Annotated in this window: 18 protein-coding genes; 9 read left to right on the top strand and 9 right to left on the bottom strand. The window is 58.4% G+C overall.

The genetic code is table 11. The features are described 5' to 3' along the window. Positions 1-18: 18 nt before the first annotated feature. From ACQY47_RS11030 to sctU, 9 genes are read left to right on the top strand one after another with little or no spacing between them, the layout of a single operon-like run. Positions 19-930 carry an FHA domain-containing protein gene (locus ACQY47_RS11030; RefSeq protein ID WP_026013747.1) on the top strand — a complete coding sequence of 304 codons (912 nt, stop codon included), beginning with the start codon at positions 19-21 and terminating at the stop codon, positions 928-930. Then, on the top strand, positions 927-2,282 hold the full coding sequence (locus ACQY47_RS11025; RefSeq protein ID WP_017137661.1) for a FliI/YscN family ATPase: 1,356 nt from the start codon (positions 927-929) through the stop codon (positions 2,280-2,282). The genes ACQY47_RS11030 and ACQY47_RS11025 overlap by 4 nt, the downstream gene beginning before the upstream one ends. Beyond that, positions 2,269-2,697: a type III secretion system stalk subunit SctO gene (gene sctO, locus ACQY47_RS11020; RefSeq protein ID WP_177033730.1), complete on the top strand. Its 429-nt coding sequence runs from the start codon at positions 2,269-2,271 to the stop codon at positions 2,695-2,697. The genes ACQY47_RS11025 and sctO overlap by 14 nt, the downstream gene beginning before the upstream one ends. Continuing rightward, on the top strand, positions 2,694-3,149 hold the full coding sequence (locus ACQY47_RS11015; protein ID WP_017137659.1) for a type III secretion system HrpP C-terminal domain-containing protein: 456 nt from the start codon (positions 2,694-2,696) through the stop codon (positions 3,147-3,149). The genes sctO and ACQY47_RS11015 overlap by 4 nt, the downstream gene beginning before the upstream one ends. Beyond that, positions 3,149-4,159 carry a FliM/FliN family flagellar motor switch protein gene (locus tag ACQY47_RS11010; protein WP_428557355.1) on the top strand — a complete coding sequence of 337 codons (1,011 nt, stop codon included), beginning with the start codon at positions 3,149-3,151 and terminating at the stop codon, positions 4,157-4,159. Before ACQY47_RS11015 ends, ACQY47_RS11010 begins: the two co-directional genes overlap by 1 nt. Then, entirely contained in the window at positions 4,156-4,809 is a 654-nt protein-coding gene (sctR, locus tag ACQY47_RS11005) for a type III secretion system export apparatus subunit SctR (RefSeq protein WP_017137657.1), read from the top strand. The genes ACQY47_RS11010 and sctR overlap by 4 nt, the downstream gene beginning before the upstream one ends. A gap of 7 nt (positions 4,810-4,816) precedes the next feature. Further along, positions 4,817-5,080 (top strand): type III secretion system export apparatus subunit SctS, encoded by a 264-nt coding sequence (gene sctS, locus ACQY47_RS11000; protein WP_099549214.1) that lies wholly within the window; start codon positions 4,817-4,819, stop codon positions 5,078-5,080. A gap of 10 nt (positions 5,081-5,090) precedes the next feature. Beyond that, positions 5,091-5,879 carry a type III secretion system export apparatus subunit SctT gene (sctT, locus tag ACQY47_RS10995; protein WP_169986800.1) on the top strand — a complete coding sequence of 263 codons (789 nt, stop codon included), beginning with the start codon at positions 5,091-5,093 and terminating at the stop codon, positions 5,877-5,879. Further along, positions 5,876-6,973, top strand: coding sequence for a type III secretion system export apparatus subunit SctU (gene sctU / locus ACQY47_RS10990; RefSeq protein ID WP_099549216.1), 1,098 nt, complete (start codon positions 5,876-5,878; stop codon positions 6,971-6,973). The genes sctT and sctU overlap by 4 nt, the downstream gene beginning before the upstream one ends. Here the strand turns inward: sctU and ACQY47_RS10985 are convergent, their stop codons facing one another. The 9 genes from ACQY47_RS10985 to ACQY47_RS10945 form a co-directional block, all read right to left on the bottom strand. Then, positions 6,974-7,345, bottom strand: coding sequence for a hypothetical protein (locus tag ACQY47_RS10985; protein ID WP_017137654.1), 372 nt, complete (start codon positions 7,343-7,345; stop codon positions 6,974-6,976). After that, positions 7,342-7,545 carry an HrpT family type III secretion system protein gene (hrpT, locus tag ACQY47_RS10980; protein WP_017137653.1) on the bottom strand — a complete coding sequence of 68 codons (204 nt, stop codon included), beginning with the start codon at positions 7,543-7,545 and terminating at the stop codon, positions 7,342-7,344. Before hrpT ends, ACQY47_RS10985 begins: the two co-directional genes overlap by 4 nt. Further along, entirely contained in the window at positions 7,542-9,683 is a 2,142-nt protein-coding gene (gene sctC, locus ACQY47_RS10975) for a type III secretion system outer membrane ring subunit SctC (RefSeq protein WP_236458954.1), read from the bottom strand. Before sctC ends, hrpT begins: the two co-directional genes overlap by 4 nt. Positions 9,684-9,697: 14 nt before the next feature. Next, complete coding sequence (locus tag ACQY47_RS10970) at positions 9,698-10,108, bottom strand: type III secretion protein (RefSeq protein WP_428557085.1); 411 nt, start codon at positions 10,106-10,108, stop codon at positions 9,698-9,700. Continuing rightward, a complete protein-coding gene (locus ACQY47_RS10965) occupies positions 10,098-10,331 on the bottom strand; it encodes a hypothetical protein (protein ID WP_099549219.1) in 234 nt (77 codons plus the stop codon). Before ACQY47_RS10965 ends, ACQY47_RS10970 begins: the two co-directional genes overlap by 11 nt. Before the next feature lie 106 nt (positions 10,332-10,437). Further along, entirely contained in the window at positions 10,438-11,031 is a 594-nt protein-coding gene (sctL, locus tag ACQY47_RS10960) for a type III secretion system stator protein SctL (protein ID WP_017137650.1), read from the bottom strand. Further along, positions 11,009-11,596 (bottom strand): type III secretion protein, encoded by a 588-nt coding sequence (locus tag ACQY47_RS10955; protein ID WP_428557084.1) that lies wholly within the window; start codon positions 11,594-11,596, stop codon positions 11,009-11,011. The genes sctL and ACQY47_RS10955 overlap by 23 nt, the downstream gene beginning before the upstream one ends. Further along, entirely contained in the window at positions 11,586-12,365 is a 780-nt protein-coding gene (gene sctJ, locus ACQY47_RS10950; RefSeq protein WP_428557083.1) for a type III secretion system inner membrane ring lipoprotein SctJ, read from the bottom strand. Before sctJ ends, ACQY47_RS10955 begins: the two co-directional genes overlap by 11 nt. 7 nt (positions 12,366-12,372) lie before the next feature. Further along, positions 12,373-12,738, bottom strand: coding sequence for a hypothetical protein (locus ACQY47_RS10945; RefSeq protein WP_428557082.1), 366 nt, complete (start codon positions 12,736-12,738; stop codon positions 12,373-12,375). Positions 12,739-12,791: the final 53 nt, after the last annotated feature.

Here is a 12,791-nt window from a genome sequence, read left to right as displayed (position 1 = left end):
ACAGGAGAGCGCTCAATGATGTTTGAGCTGCGTGTTCTCGATGGCCTGCACCAAGGGGCTGCGCTGCCGCTGTTTGGTGAACAGTGGAGCATTGGTGCTCATGCAGAGGCTGACTTGGTGCTCAGCGATCCGGGGATCGCCGAGCAGCATGCGTTGTTGCGGCTGGTCGGATCCAGTTGGTCGGTGCAGGCCCAGGCAGGGCTGTTGCAGGATGCGAAAGAGCAGGTAGTGGCACAGATCACGAATCTGGCGCTGGGCGAACAGTTTGGCGTGGGCGCCATACGGTTGTATGTCGCCGTGGCGGATCAGCCCTGGCCCGAAGCACCCGCCCCGGCCACACCGGCCAAGGTTTCGGCCAAGGTGACGGCCAGGAAAACGTCCCCGCCGTTGACGTTGTCGTCGTTGGGACACTCGCAGCAAAAGCGCCTGATCAGTGTGGTGCTGGTGGTTGCCGTCATCCTCATGGTGGTGGGTATTGCCTCCACGGGCGAGCGTGATCCCCAGGCCTCGTTGATGCCGGCAGTGCCCCACAGAGTCGAGCTGGCCTCGCCATTCGAGGTGCGCCAGCAGTTGCTGAATATGCTCAGTGAGCGTGATTTGAGCCAGCGGGTCAGTTTGCAGGTCATCAATGGCCAGGTTGCACTCAACGGCGATGTTTCCGAGGAGGATCTGGCGTTGGTGACGCGCATGCTCGACCGCTTTGGTGAGCAGTTCGACAGCGTTGTGCCGGTGATCAGCCGGGTGCGTGCGCGTAACAATGAGTTGCCGTTCAAGATCGTTCAGATTATCGGAGGGGCGAACGGTCACGTTGTGCTGGAGGACGGAACCCGACTGTTTGTGGGGGACCAAGTGGACGACTTGCGCCTGGTGATGATTGACAACAGCAAGGTGGTTTTCGAAGGCGCGCAGCGTTATGAGGTGCGCTGGTGATTAAGGATTTGCAGGCGCGTCTCGACACTTGGCAGCGGCACCAGACCCAGACGTTGGCAGGTTTTGCTCCGGTGACAATGCGCGGGCGTGTGCAACGTGTGAACGGCATGTTACTGCAATGTCGGCTGCCTCAGGCACGTATAGGTGACTTGTGCCAGGTGGAAAAACAAGGCGATTACATGCTCGCCGAAATTATTGGTTTCGACCAGCAGGATGCCGTGCTCAGTGCGCTGGGTAACCTGGAAGGTGTGCGTGTGGGGGCCAGCGTAGAGCGCCTGGGCATATCCCATCAGGTACAGGTCAGCGAGAAGCTGCTGGGCCAGGTACTGGATGGATTTGGGCGGCCAATTACCGGCGAAGGCGCCAGCGCTTTTGCACTGGTCGACTCACCGGATACCAGCGCTGTGTTGTGCGAAGCGCCTTTGCCCACCGATAGGCCGCGAATCAACCGCGCGCTGGCCACCGGCGTGCGTTCGATCGATGGGCTGTTGACGCTGGGGGAGGGGCAGCGTGTCGGCCTGTTTGCCGGGGCCGGCTGCGGCAAGACCACATTGCTGGCGGAGATAGCCCGCAACGTTGAGTGTGACGTGATTGTGTTCGGCCTGATCGGCGAGCGAGGCCGAGAGCTGCGCGAGTTTCTTGATCATGAACTCGATGATCAGCTGCGCGCCAAAGCGGTGTTGGTGTGTGCCACCTCTGATCGTTCGAGCATGGAGCGGGCACGCGCAGCCTTCACGGCGACAGCCTTGGCCGAAGGCTTCCGAAGCAAGGGCAAGCGCGTGCTGCTTTTGATCGATTCCCTCACACGGTTCGCCAGGGCCCAGCGAGAAATTGGCCTCGCCGCCGGCGAGCCTCTGGGCCGTGGTGGCCTACCACCTTCGGTATACAGCCTGCTGCCGCGGTTGGTCGAGCGTGCCGGGTTGACGCGCGAAGGCGTGATCACGGCGATCTACACGGTGCTGATCGAGCAGGACTCCATGAGCGACCCGGTGGCCGATGAAGTTCGCTCGCTGCTCGACGGCCATATCGTGCTGTCTCGCAAGCTGGCCGAGCGTGGGCACTATCCGGCGGTGGACGTATTGGCCAGCCTTTCGAGGATCTTGAGCAACGTCGCCGAGCCTGGGGATATCCAGGCCGGCACGGCGTTACGTCGGCTGTTGTCGGCGTACCAGCAGATCGAGCTGATGCTCAAGCTGGGCGAGTACCAGCCGGGTAGCGATGTATTGACCGACTTGGCGGTAGACAGTCGCAGCGCAGTGGACAGTTTTCTGCGCCAGGACTTGCGTGAACCCTCGCCAATGGCGGAAACACTGGAGCAACTCAAGGAGCTGACGGCCTATGTCCCATTCTGACGTGTCGATGGCTGAAATCGAGACCCTGCGGCGCCTGCGCCGTCATCGGGCCGACCGCGCTGAGCGTGCATTGCGTGAGGCCAAGCGAGCACGGCAAACCCTGCAGGCACATATCCAGGATGCCCAGCAAACCCTTGAGCAAACCCGCCAGGAGGAGGCTCGGCAAAGTGCGCAGTTGCTCAGCCAGCATCAGGGCCAGGTGCTGACGCTCAAAGCGCTGAAGTCCTGGGGGTTACAAGAACGTTCATTGTCGGCAAGCACCCTGCGGGACGAAGGCCAGGTGCAAGCACTGCGAGCGCAGCACACGGAAAAGGAAATAGAGGTTGGCAGTGCCCAGAAGTACGCCACGGAGTGTTTGCGCCAGGTGGAAAAACTTCAGGAACTGTCCAAATTGCTCGCTCAGGAATCGATATGAAACAGGTTTCAAATGCCGCTCCTGAGCAGCGACGCATGCGCGAACTCCGGGAGGAGCGCGAACCCTCCGTGGCGGCCTACGTTCCCGTGGAGCAAGGGCGACTGTTTGCTTATCTGCTTGCAGGCGGTGCTGCAGAGAAACGTTTCGGACATTCGCGCATGGACATCAAGGCCTCAGTCGAGGCGGCCAGGGCCGATATGTTGGTCGAACAATTGGTGGCGCCTATACAGGCCGGTGGGCAGTGGCCGCTGCAGTTTGTGCTGTGCATGCCGCGCCTGGGGCGGGTTAACGCACTTGTACACCGTGAGCAGAACACCTGGGCCATTGAACTGGACGCAGAGGAAGAGGCAACCAACCGTTGGCTGCGTGGCGTGCGGCAGCAATGCCAGGAACGATGCACGCAAGCCTTGGGGCAGCCGGTCAAGTTCTACCTGCCAGGTACCCGTTCATGATGAAGGTGCCCTTTTTGACATTGCCTGTGGTCAAGCACAGCACGGTCGCTGCGCGCCGCAGGCTGGGTCGTGGGCTGCGCTTGCCGTTTAAGGTTGCCGGGCAAGAGGGTGAACTGCTCATTGAACCCGGGCGTGCCCCTGTTGGCGGCGAGGCGTTGTGCTTCGAAACCGCCCTCGGTGTATTGGCGCTCGCTGAAGCGGGGCCGCTGTTGAGCCTGCTGGGCGAATGCCCTGTGCCATTGGCCAAGGCAGGAAACGATCCACATTCTTGGTTCTGGCCGCTGTTTGAGCAGCACCTCAGTCCCCAAGTCAAAGCGCTGTTTGGCTATATGCGATTGCTGGTGACTGCGCGTCCCGCAGGTTTCGGCTGCAGGTTGAGCGTGACGTTGGGGGCCTCTCGGGTCGTAGGTTATGTGTGGCTGGCTCACCAGAGCTTTCTAGCGTTGTGCGATGCCGCACCTTGGCGCTCTATCGCCGCGCCGATGCCGGCGTCGTTCAAGCTGGCCATTACCGTGCCCCTTGGGCGCGTGCAGTTACCGCTGGCACAAGTGCGCAACCTGCGGGCTGGCGATGTGTTGGTGCTTGAGCAGGCTTTTTTTCAACCCCAGGGCAATGGCTACGTGCAGGTTGGCAGGCAGCGCCTTCATGGCTGCATTGACGACGACACCGGGCCGCTGTGCCTGACCCTGACTTCTATAGAGGACACGAGTGTGGACGAGGACTTTTCAGCAGCCTATTACGCTGAGCCGGAAGACGAACCAGTGATGGAAGTGTTCGGGCATGAACCGTTCGATGAGCTGAGCATGTCGCTGAGCGTGCGTTGCGGTGTGCTGAACCTGACCCTGGGCGAACTGCGCAACCTGGTTGAGGGTTCAGTATTGGGTATTACCGGTTATGCGCCGGGAATGGCCGGCCTGTACTACGGTGATCGGCCGATCGGCCAGGGGCAGTTGGTGGAAGTGGATGGGCGCTTGGGCCTGCAAGTGACGCGAGTGGTTTTTTCTCGATGAGTATTCAGGGCATAGATCCCTTCGTACTTGCGCTGTTCCTGGGGGCATTGTCGCTGATGCCCATGCTGCTGATCGTGTGTACGGCGTTCTTGAAGATTGTCATTGTACTGATGATCACCCGCAACGCTATCGGCGTGCAGCAAGTGCCTCCCAGCATGGCTATCAATGGCATCGCGCTGGCGGCGACGCTGTTTATCATGGCGCCTGTGGGTTACGAGATCGCCGAGAGCGTCAAGGTTTCGCCGCTGGATTTGAGCAGTGTGCAGATGGCTCTGCACACCGGCGGTGAGGCAATCAAACCCTTGCGTGCATTCATGCTGCGCAATATTGACCCGGATGTGTTGACGCACTTGCTGGAAAACACCGGGCGCCTGTGGCCGGCAGCCATGGCGCAGGAAGTCCAGCGAGAAGACTTGATTCTGTTGGTGCCTGCCTTTGTGCTGTCGCAATTGCAGGCGGGGTTCGAGATCGGCTTCCTCATCTACATTCCGTTCATTGTGATCGACCTGATTGTCTCCAATTTGCTACTGGCATTGGGCATGCAAATGGTCTCGCCGATGACCATTTCCTTGCCGCTCAAACTGTTGTTGTTCGTGATGGTTTCCGGGTGGTCACGGCTGCTCGACAGCCTCTTCTTTTCTTATCTCTGAGTGGCGTATGGAACCGATCGTGCTGTTCAAGCAGGGCATGCTGCTGGTCGTGGTGTTGTCGGCACCGCCGTTGATTGTGGCGGTGGTGGTCGGCGTATTGACCTCCCTTGTACAGGCGCTGATGCAGGTACAGGACCAGACCTTGCCGTTTGGCATAAAGCTGGTGGCAGTGGGTGTCACGCTGGTCATGACGGGGCGTTGGATCGGTGTGGAGTTGATTCAGCTGATCAATCTGACATTCGACATGATCTCTCGCTCTGCGCTGAACTGAGGTCTTGCCTGTGCTGCAGTATCTTGATTACCTGCCCAGCCTGTTGATTGGCATGGCGCGAATCTACCCTTGTGCCTTTCTGGTCGCGGCGTTTTGTTTTCAACATATCCGCGGGATGCCGCGCCACGCCATTGTGGCAGTACTGGCACTGCTGCCTGCACCGGGTATATATGCCACCTTCGCCGACCAGGAATTCTCTACGCTGATGCTCAGCGCGTTGGTGCTCAAGGAGGCGGCCCTGGGGACCTTGCTGGGCGTATTACTGTCGATGCCGTTCTGGATGTTCGAGGCGGTGGGGGCGCTGCTGGATAACCAGCGGGGAGCCTTGGCGGGTGGCCAGCTCAACCCTTCGCTTGGCCCGGATGCCACACCCATCGGGCATCTGTTCAAGGAGCTGGCGATTTTTTTGTTGATGGCCACCCTGGGGCTTGGAGCACTGACGCAGGTGATCTGGGACAGCTACTCGGTCTGGCCGCCTACCGTTTGGTTTCCACTTCCGCACGCCAATGGGTTTGGCGTGTTTCTCAACCTGCTCGGCGACACGTTCACCCACATGATGCTCTACGCCGCACCTTTTATCGCGGTGCTGCTGTTGTTGGAGTTTGGCGTTGCCCTGTTAGGACTTTATAGCCCGCAGCTGCAGGTGAGTACGCTGGCCCCACCGGTCAAGTGCCTGGCGGGTATTGGTATTTTGCTGTTGTATTTTGAACTGTTGCAGGACCTGATCGTCGGCCGCTTAAGCCTGCTGGGCGAGCTCAAGCACGCCCTGGGGCTGATGTTCAAGGTGGCGATGCCATGAGTGATTCCGGTGAGAAAAAACACCCGGCCAGTGCCAAGAAACTGCGTGATCAACGCAAGAAAGGCCAGGTTGCCCAAAGCCAGGATGTCGGCAAGCTTCTGGTGCTGACAGCTATCAGCGAGATCGCGCTATGGACCGCTGACCGCAGCCTGCAGCGGTTTCAGGAAATGATGCTGCTGCCGATATCCCGCATCAGCCGACCCTTTGTGTCAGCCTTGGAGGAGGTGCTGCTCGACGCCATGGTGGTGTTTTTTTCCTTTGCGTTGCTGATGGCTTCAGTGGCAATCGCCGTCAAGCTGCTCAGTAGCTGGATGCAGTTCGGCTTGCTGTTCGCGCCGGAAATCCTGAAGTTGGATTTCAAGCGCCTCAACCCCCTTAGTCAGCTCAAACAGATGTTCTCCGCCCAGTCGCTGATGAACCTGCTGATGGGGGTTGCCAAGGCGGTGTTGTTAGGCGTGGTGTTGTATGCGGTGATCGGTCCTTCCCTTGGGGCCTTGATCAACTTGGCCAACAGCGACCTGTCCAGTTATATCCTGGCGCTGATTGATCTGTTTCGTTACCTGTTGCATGTGTGCCTGGGCCTGTTGCTGGTGTTGGCACTTCTCGACCTGACGCTGCAGAAGCACTTCTTTGCCAAGCGCATGCGCATGACCCAGGTCGAGGTGGTCAAGGAATACAAGGACATGGAAGGCGACCCCCATGTGAAGGGCCAGCGACGGTCGCTGGCGCAGCAATTGGCTCAGGAGGAGCCAAAGGTCAAGTTGCCCAAGCTGGAAGAGTCCGACATGTTGGTCGTCAACCCGACGCACTTTGCCGTCGCGTTGTATTACCGCCCCGGCAAGACACCGCTGCCGTTGCTGGTGGACAAAGGCACGGATGCCGACGCGCGTGCACTGATCAAAAGGGCTAAAGCGGCTGACGTGCCGGTCATTCAGTGTGTATGGCTGGCCCGCACGCTCTACACCAATAAGCTGGGCGCCAGTATCCCTCGTGAAACCCTGCAGGCGGTCGCGCTGATCTACCGCACCTTGCGTGAGTTGGATGATGAAGCCAAGCGCGAAACCCTGGAGTTGCCTGAGCTGGAACAACGCTGATCAACGCGTGGCGCGGGCATCCAATGCATCAAGGTTGGCCAGTGAAAGCAAGCGGCTGACGGCACTATCAAGCGCGTTGTGGTGCGTAGGCAGCGAGCGCCAGATGACCAGGGTCCCTTGGGCGTCGAGATAGACAAAGCAACCGTCGTACCTCACTGCTTGTTCAAAACGTCGCTCCAGTGCCCGCTGCACCTGCCCGGCTTGCAATGCTTCGCGCGCGATGTGCAAGGCCAACCCCGGGCGGGTGCCGGCTTGCAGCGTACACAGGTGGATACCTGGGAGGAGTTGCAGGTGGGCGGCAACGCCTCTGCGCACGTCGGCCAAAAAAACCTGACGATGCAATGCATCGTCAGGCTGTGTCGTGAGGCTCATCGTTCCAGGGAAATGGTCTGGTAGTCTGCCCGCTCCCCAGAGGGGCCGGAGTCTACGCGCATCTCTGGTGGCCACCAGACCACCATTTTGTCACTGCTCGATTGCGGGCGCGTGCAGGAGTCGCCCTTGCAGGTTGGCGTACAGCCGGCGGCGATCATTGCTGCGCCGATCAAGATAATACTCAAGAGTCCGTGCTTCATGGCGTGGTCTTCAAGGGGGCGGTGAGAAGGGAAGGGCGGGGTACGCCGATGTGTTCATCTTTCACAACGGGCCGCATGGCGATAAACACTTCAGCTTCTTCACCCGGTTTAAGCCAGGCGCGTGGCCAGACACTGACCGCCAGCGTTTGTGAGTTGCTGCATTCTTTTTCATCGATGCGCACGTTGCGTTTGATCTGGTTGCGCACGACCACCACCGCCACATTGAACTGCGCGCCGGTATACCACTGGCTGCGCTCGCTGTTGAGCGCCAACAGATCGCGCGTGGCGCACAACGTGTCCAGTTGCAGGGGCATTGGCCCTGCCTTGAAACCGTCTGGGACTTCGCCGCTGACCAGGTGCGCCAGGGTACTGGTGATATCGCTTCGGTTTATGGGCGGCTGATGGGCGGCTTGCCGGCGCGCCAGAGGCTTGAGGGCAGCCTGCAATTGGGCCTGGTCCTCCTGGGGCAAGTAACGCGAAGGGTCAGATTGGTCGCCGATGACCCGTGGGGTGAGGATGAACAGTCGCTCGCGTCGACTGTTCTGTCGTTCAGTCGAGGAGAACAATGCCTTGCCCAGCAAAGGAATATCGCCCAGGAGCGGTACTTTGCTTTGTTTGTCCTTGTTGTCTGTGACATGGAAACCACCGACCACCAATGAGCGCTTTTCCGCCATTACCGCCTGGGTGCTCACCTTGCCACGGCGAACATCGAGGTCATCGGGCTGTAGGTTGAGTTCGTCGAAGTTACCGTCTTCAATATCCACCACCAAATGGATCTGGTGGCCACCACGGCTGGTGATCACCCGTGGCACCACCTGAAAGCTGGTGCCGACGGTCACGGGTAGAATGGTTGCGTAGTCTCTGCCGGCCTTCAGGTATCGCGTGCGGTTGAAATCGATGACCGCCGGCTGGTTCTCCAGGGTGAGCACGGAAGGGTTGGAGACCAGGGTTGCCAGCCCTTGGGACTCCAGGGCACGTATGTGAGCGTAGAAGCGCCCGGGGTTGCCAATCGACAACTGAGAAGTCGTGCCCGGTGCCACGTTGACGCCGCCGCGCCAGCGGCTGTTTTGAAAGCCCCATTCAACCCCGAACTCTTGCAACTTTGTGCGTTCGATGTCGAGGATGATGGCGTCTATCTCCACCAGCTTGCGTGCAACGTCGAGTTGGGTGATCAACTCGCGGTACATCGTTTGGCGCTCAGGCAGGTCGTAGATCAGAATCGCGTTATTACGCACGTCGGCTTCGACCCGGATTCGGCTGGTTGCGCGTGGGGCGCGAGGGCCGAGTGAGGCGCCCGTCGACAGCCCTCCTGCATTCGTGGGGTTGGCGAGCATCTGCTCCAGCAGAGGGTTGTTCAACCGCGGGACGTTGGGCGTAATCAGGGCCGACGGTGAAGAAGCGCCGGAAGATTGGGTGGCATTGGCGACTGTGGAGGTGGAGCGCGGCTCCAGTAACCCACGCAGCACGCTGGCCACGCCCGCGATGGTCAGCTTCTCTCCGCGATAATCGATGATCCGGTCCGCCGCGTTGGCGTACTTGAGCGGGTAAGTCAGCACGCTCTGTTTTTCATCCGGAGATCTGCGTTGGCTGCTGAACTGTTTGATCTGCTCGATATAGCGTTTAGGACCGGAGACGAGTACAACCCCATCGTCCGGCAATTCACCCCAGCCAAATCGGCTGTCGAGCAGGCCGATATCGGTCAGGGCCTTTTTAAGGTCTGCGATCGTTTCCGACGAAACTTCCAGCCGCGCAGACTCTTGCTGATCCAGCGTGCTGATGTACAGGGTGTTGTTGTACAGGTACCACTGGAAGCGGTGTTCGACCCCCAGCCTGTCGAGCATGGACTGGGGAGTATTAGCGCGTATTTTGCCATTGACCACGCCCTCCAGCAGGCCCTCGATTTGCAGTTGGGTGCCGAAGGTCTGGGCGAAGTCTTCGAGCACTTCGCGTACAGGCTTGTACTGGGTTTCGTAGGCATACGCCGTGTTTTTCCATTCCGCTGGAATGGCGGCAAGGGGGCTTTGCAGAGGTATCAGCAGGCACATCAGAACTATTGGAATACGCCAGTCGGCGTGTTTAAAACGCGCACAGGGCGAGCTGATAGACAAGCGTAAACGCTTGTAAATGAGGGTGTTCATATAGGATTCTCTAGTTAATAAAACTGCGCACGCAGTGGAGTTGGCCCACATTTTTTGGGCGTTCTGGCCAGCCGCTTGGCCGTGGAACGCCAGGTGTCGCGCTGATTGAGAAGGGATTCGAGTTGGTTAAACAGAACGGCCTGATGGTCTTCCTGCGTGACGCATTGAAGTAGCCAGAGCTGCCCCGTGGAGGGCTCGACTGAAAGCGCTCCCTGAAAGTACGGCAGGCTTGCTCCACCCAGTTGTAGCCAGGTTTCCATTGTTGTTTGTGCGTGCTTTGGCTGATGGGTAAGTTGAGCGCTGAGCAAAAAACACTGCGGGTAACGACGCAGGGTTATGGCGTCGTCGCCCTCCAGCAGCGTGATTTCTTGCTCTACCCCCGCCAGCCACTGAGTGAGCCGCGCGCTGAAACACTCAGGTCCCATTGAAAATGATTTTTCCCATCTCGGCTCGGTGGCCGAGAACCGCTCCGGCGGCAGTCGTCTGTAGCATCAAGTTTTGTTTCAGCCTGAAGTGTTCACCCAGCAGTGATGAAAACTCTTTCGAGGTTATTTCATCAGGGATGCCCTGACCGAGTTGTTCGAACTGCCGGTTGTTTTTGCTTAAATCCCTGAAGATTTGCCCGCCCTCGCGTGCGTCGAGTTTCATATGCTGATCTCCGTTGAACGTGTATTTTTTATGTGGTTTGCATTTGGGATCCGTTCCACGATTTTTTAAATATCTGGATAAAAAATGCAGCAGGCCGGTTGAGAAGTTAATCCTCTGAAACAAAGTCTGTGTGAGACACCAACAGGGCATTGATCGAAGAGGCCCAGTCGATACGAAAGCTGCCTTCCTCTGCCTCCAGGATCAACATCTGTGGCTGAACAGACTCGTCACACAGCAGGCGCCAGGGCGCTTCGGTATGTTGATCCAGCCAATGTTCTACATCCGCCTGATCCTGCGGATTGCAGACCAACTTTGCGCGGATCGCCGGGGCCTGGGCTGCGAGCATTTGCTTGAGCATGGCAGACACCCGTTGAGTGGGCGTTGTGTCCTCGAGCAAGCTGCGAATGGCACTGTGGGTGACTGATGTGGCGATGCGTTCGATGTTATCGAGGACCGCTTGCTGCTGCGTGTGCCACAGATGCAATTGGCGATTGGCGCGTTGCCAGAACTCATGTTGAGCCTGCAGCAGCAATTGGTCGCGTTGCACATAGGTCTGGCGCAGGATTTCATCTGCCTGAACCTGGGCACTGTTTAACAATTCGGTGTCGCGGGCGCAGTCCGCCAACGTTTCCAAGGGAATCAGCGAGCAGGTCCGTGAAGGAAGCGGCTTGCGTAGCTCAATCGTGCGTTTGCACAGCATCGTCCTGGGCCTCCTCGGCGAAGGAAAACACCGGCTCGTTGTTTGACGCGCCGGTGCGCCATATTGCGGCCTTCCAAATAGTTTCAAGCTTGTCGTGGGCATCGATCAGTCGAGGGTTCTTCTCTAGGGCGAGCACCCGATGGCGGTCAAAGCTCAACCGCAGCCGCTGCCACACAGAGGGTTCTACCCAGGCGCGTAGATAGTGCAGGGGGTCTTCAGTGTTGATTTGCAGGGTGTTGGGCAGCAGTGCCTTGGAAAGACGTACACACCAGAGTTGCAGGTCTTGGCTCAATGGCGTGCGGTTCTTGATCTGGTAAACACCGCCGACCAGCGTGAGGATGAGGTCTCTGCGTTGTTCAGGTTCAAGTACCAACTGCAACAGTGCTGGAGACGGTTCGACAGGCAGGCATGGGTCAATTCCCAACGCCGTTGCCATTGCCGCGTGCTGGCTCTGGCAGAGTGTTTTCGAATAGGGCAATGAAGGGACGAAAGGCGGCCAGTCATGGGGCGAATCGAGCCAAGGGCAGGCCCACCACTTGGCCCAACTGAGGCTGTCATGCGTCATTCGCGTTCGGCTCGGCTTGTTGGGCGCCGCGCGCCTTTTTCACCCAGAACCCCGCTGCAGCGCACCCCACTAACAGGACGATAAAGAACAATGTCACCATGGTCTGCCAAAAAGCGAGGTCACCGGGCTTAATCAGAAACGGCCCGAAGTAGGCGAGTTGCTGCTTTTCCTTGTAGGCGGTAGCCGGTACGAAGATCACGGTCAGTTTTTGCGGGTTTGCAACGGCTGTTGTCATGCCCGGTATGCTACTGGCGACCATCCGCCGAATGCGCGGCAGCAAACTGTCGGGTTCCAGCCGTGGATCATGCTTGATGAAGACCGATGCCGAGGCCGGCTGTACCGGCTCTCCCGGTGCGACCCGCTCGGGCAGTACGACGTGTACCCTGGCGACAAGAACCCCATCGATATTGGACAAGGTCGCTTCCAGCTCCTGAGACAAGGCATAGATATAGCGCGCCCGTTCCTCAAGCGGTGTCGAGATGACACCTTCCTTGCGAAACACGTCGCCCAGCGTAGAGCGCGCAGTCTTTGGTAACCCGGCGGCGGCAAGCGTGTGGACCGCGGCAGCAATATCATCTGTGCGCACGCGAACGACCACGCCGTCTTTCTCCAGCTGTTTTTGTGCCCGAATGTGCTTGTCTGCCAATTCAGCGATTACCTCATTGGCTTCCTGCTCGGATAACTTGCGGTGCAGTTCGACGCTTTCACCGCATCCGCTCAGCACCGATAAGAGGGTCAGCCATAAGAGAATAAAGCGGCAGCGGCGCATGGTTCACCTATTGCAGGTTAGTGGTTTTCTCAACAAACGAAGTGCAGTGTTTTATTACCTTGACGCCGATGTTGAGGATTTCTTTTGATTCAATAATGGTCTGTGTGGCGTCCGCCATTTTCAGCTCGTTTTGGGTCTTGGTATATTCACGCAGGAGCTTGGGGATTTTTTCGTTGTTGGATTTCAACCGCTCGGATTGGCTCACCAGCGACCGACTGTTTCCTGGGGCGGGGGGGGCCGACGGATAGGGATTGTTCTGCTCCAGTGCTGCACTGAAGAAATGCGCGTCGTGGGCGCTATCACTGCTTTTTTCGATGGGAAACGCAGGGGCACCTGAATAGGTTTCCCGCTCTTTTTCAAGCGTTGTGCGCATATAAACCACCCTCAGGAAAATAGACAGGCTTTCTCTATTTAATACACTAGAGA

Source organism: Pseudomonas edaphica (assembly GCF_965277385.1).
GTDB lineage: Bacteria > Pseudomonadota > Gammaproteobacteria > Pseudomonadales > Pseudomonadaceae > Aquipseudomonas > Aquipseudomonas edaphica.
The sequence above is the reverse complement of the archived record's forward strand: the minus strand, read 5'-3'. Positions and strand labels throughout refer to the sequence as shown.

Coding starts and splice junctions, on each gene's coding strand:
- ACQY47_RS10955 (WP_428557084.1), bottom strand. CDS start 11,596: ATGACGCATGACAGCCTCAGTTGGGCCAAGTGGTGGGCCTGCCCTTGG.
- sctR (WP_017137657.1), top strand. CDS start 4,156: ATGAGTATTCAGGGCATAGATCCCTTCGTACTTGCGCTGTTCCTGGGG.
- sctU (WP_099549216.1), top strand. CDS start 5,876: ATGAGTGATTCCGGTGAGAAAAAACACCCGGCCAGTGCCAAGAAACTG.
- ACQY47_RS10970 (WP_428557085.1), bottom strand. CDS start 10,108: ATGGGACCTGAGTGTTTCAGCGCGCGGCTCACTCAGTGGCTGGCGGGG.
- sctC (WP_236458954.1), bottom strand. CDS start 9,683: ATGAACACCCTCATTTACAAGCGTTTACGCTTGTCTATCAGCTCGCCC.
- sctO (WP_177033730.1), top strand. CDS start 2,269: ATGTCCCATTCTGACGTGTCGATGGCTGAAATCGAGACCCTGCGGCGC.
- ACQY47_RS10945 (WP_428557082.1), bottom strand. CDS start 12,738: ATGCGCACAACGCTTGAAAAAGAGCGGGAAACCTATTCAGGTGCCCCT.
- ACQY47_RS10985 (WP_017137654.1), bottom strand. CDS start 7,345: ATGAGCCTCACGACACAGCCTGACGATGCATTGCATCGTCAGGTTTTT.
- sctJ (WP_428557083.1), bottom strand. CDS start 12,365: ATGCGCCGCTGCCGCTTTATTCTCTTATGGCTGACCCTCTTATCGGTG.
- hrpT (WP_017137653.1), bottom strand. CDS start 7,545: ATGAAGCACGGACTCTTGAGTATTATCTTGATCGGCGCAGCAATGATC.
- ACQY47_RS11030 (WP_026013747.1), top strand. CDS start 19: ATGTTTGAGCTGCGTGTTCTCGATGGCCTGCACCAAGGGGCTGCGCTG.
- sctL (WP_017137650.1), bottom strand. CDS start 11,031: ATGCTGTGCAAACGCACGATTGAGCTACGCAAGCCGCTTCCTTCACGG.
- ACQY47_RS11010 (WP_428557355.1), top strand. CDS start 3,149: ATGAAGGTGCCCTTTTTGACATTGCCTGTGGTCAAGCACAGCACGGTC.
- ACQY47_RS11015 (WP_017137659.1), top strand. CDS start 2,694: ATGAAACAGGTTTCAAATGCCGCTCCTGAGCAGCGACGCATGCGCGAA.
- ACQY47_RS10965 (WP_099549219.1), bottom strand. CDS start 10,331: ATGAAACTCGACGCACGCGAGGGCGGGCAAATCTTCAGGGATTTAAGC.
- sctS (WP_099549214.1), top strand. CDS start 4,817: ATGGAACCGATCGTGCTGTTCAAGCAGGGCATGCTGCTGGTCGTGGTG.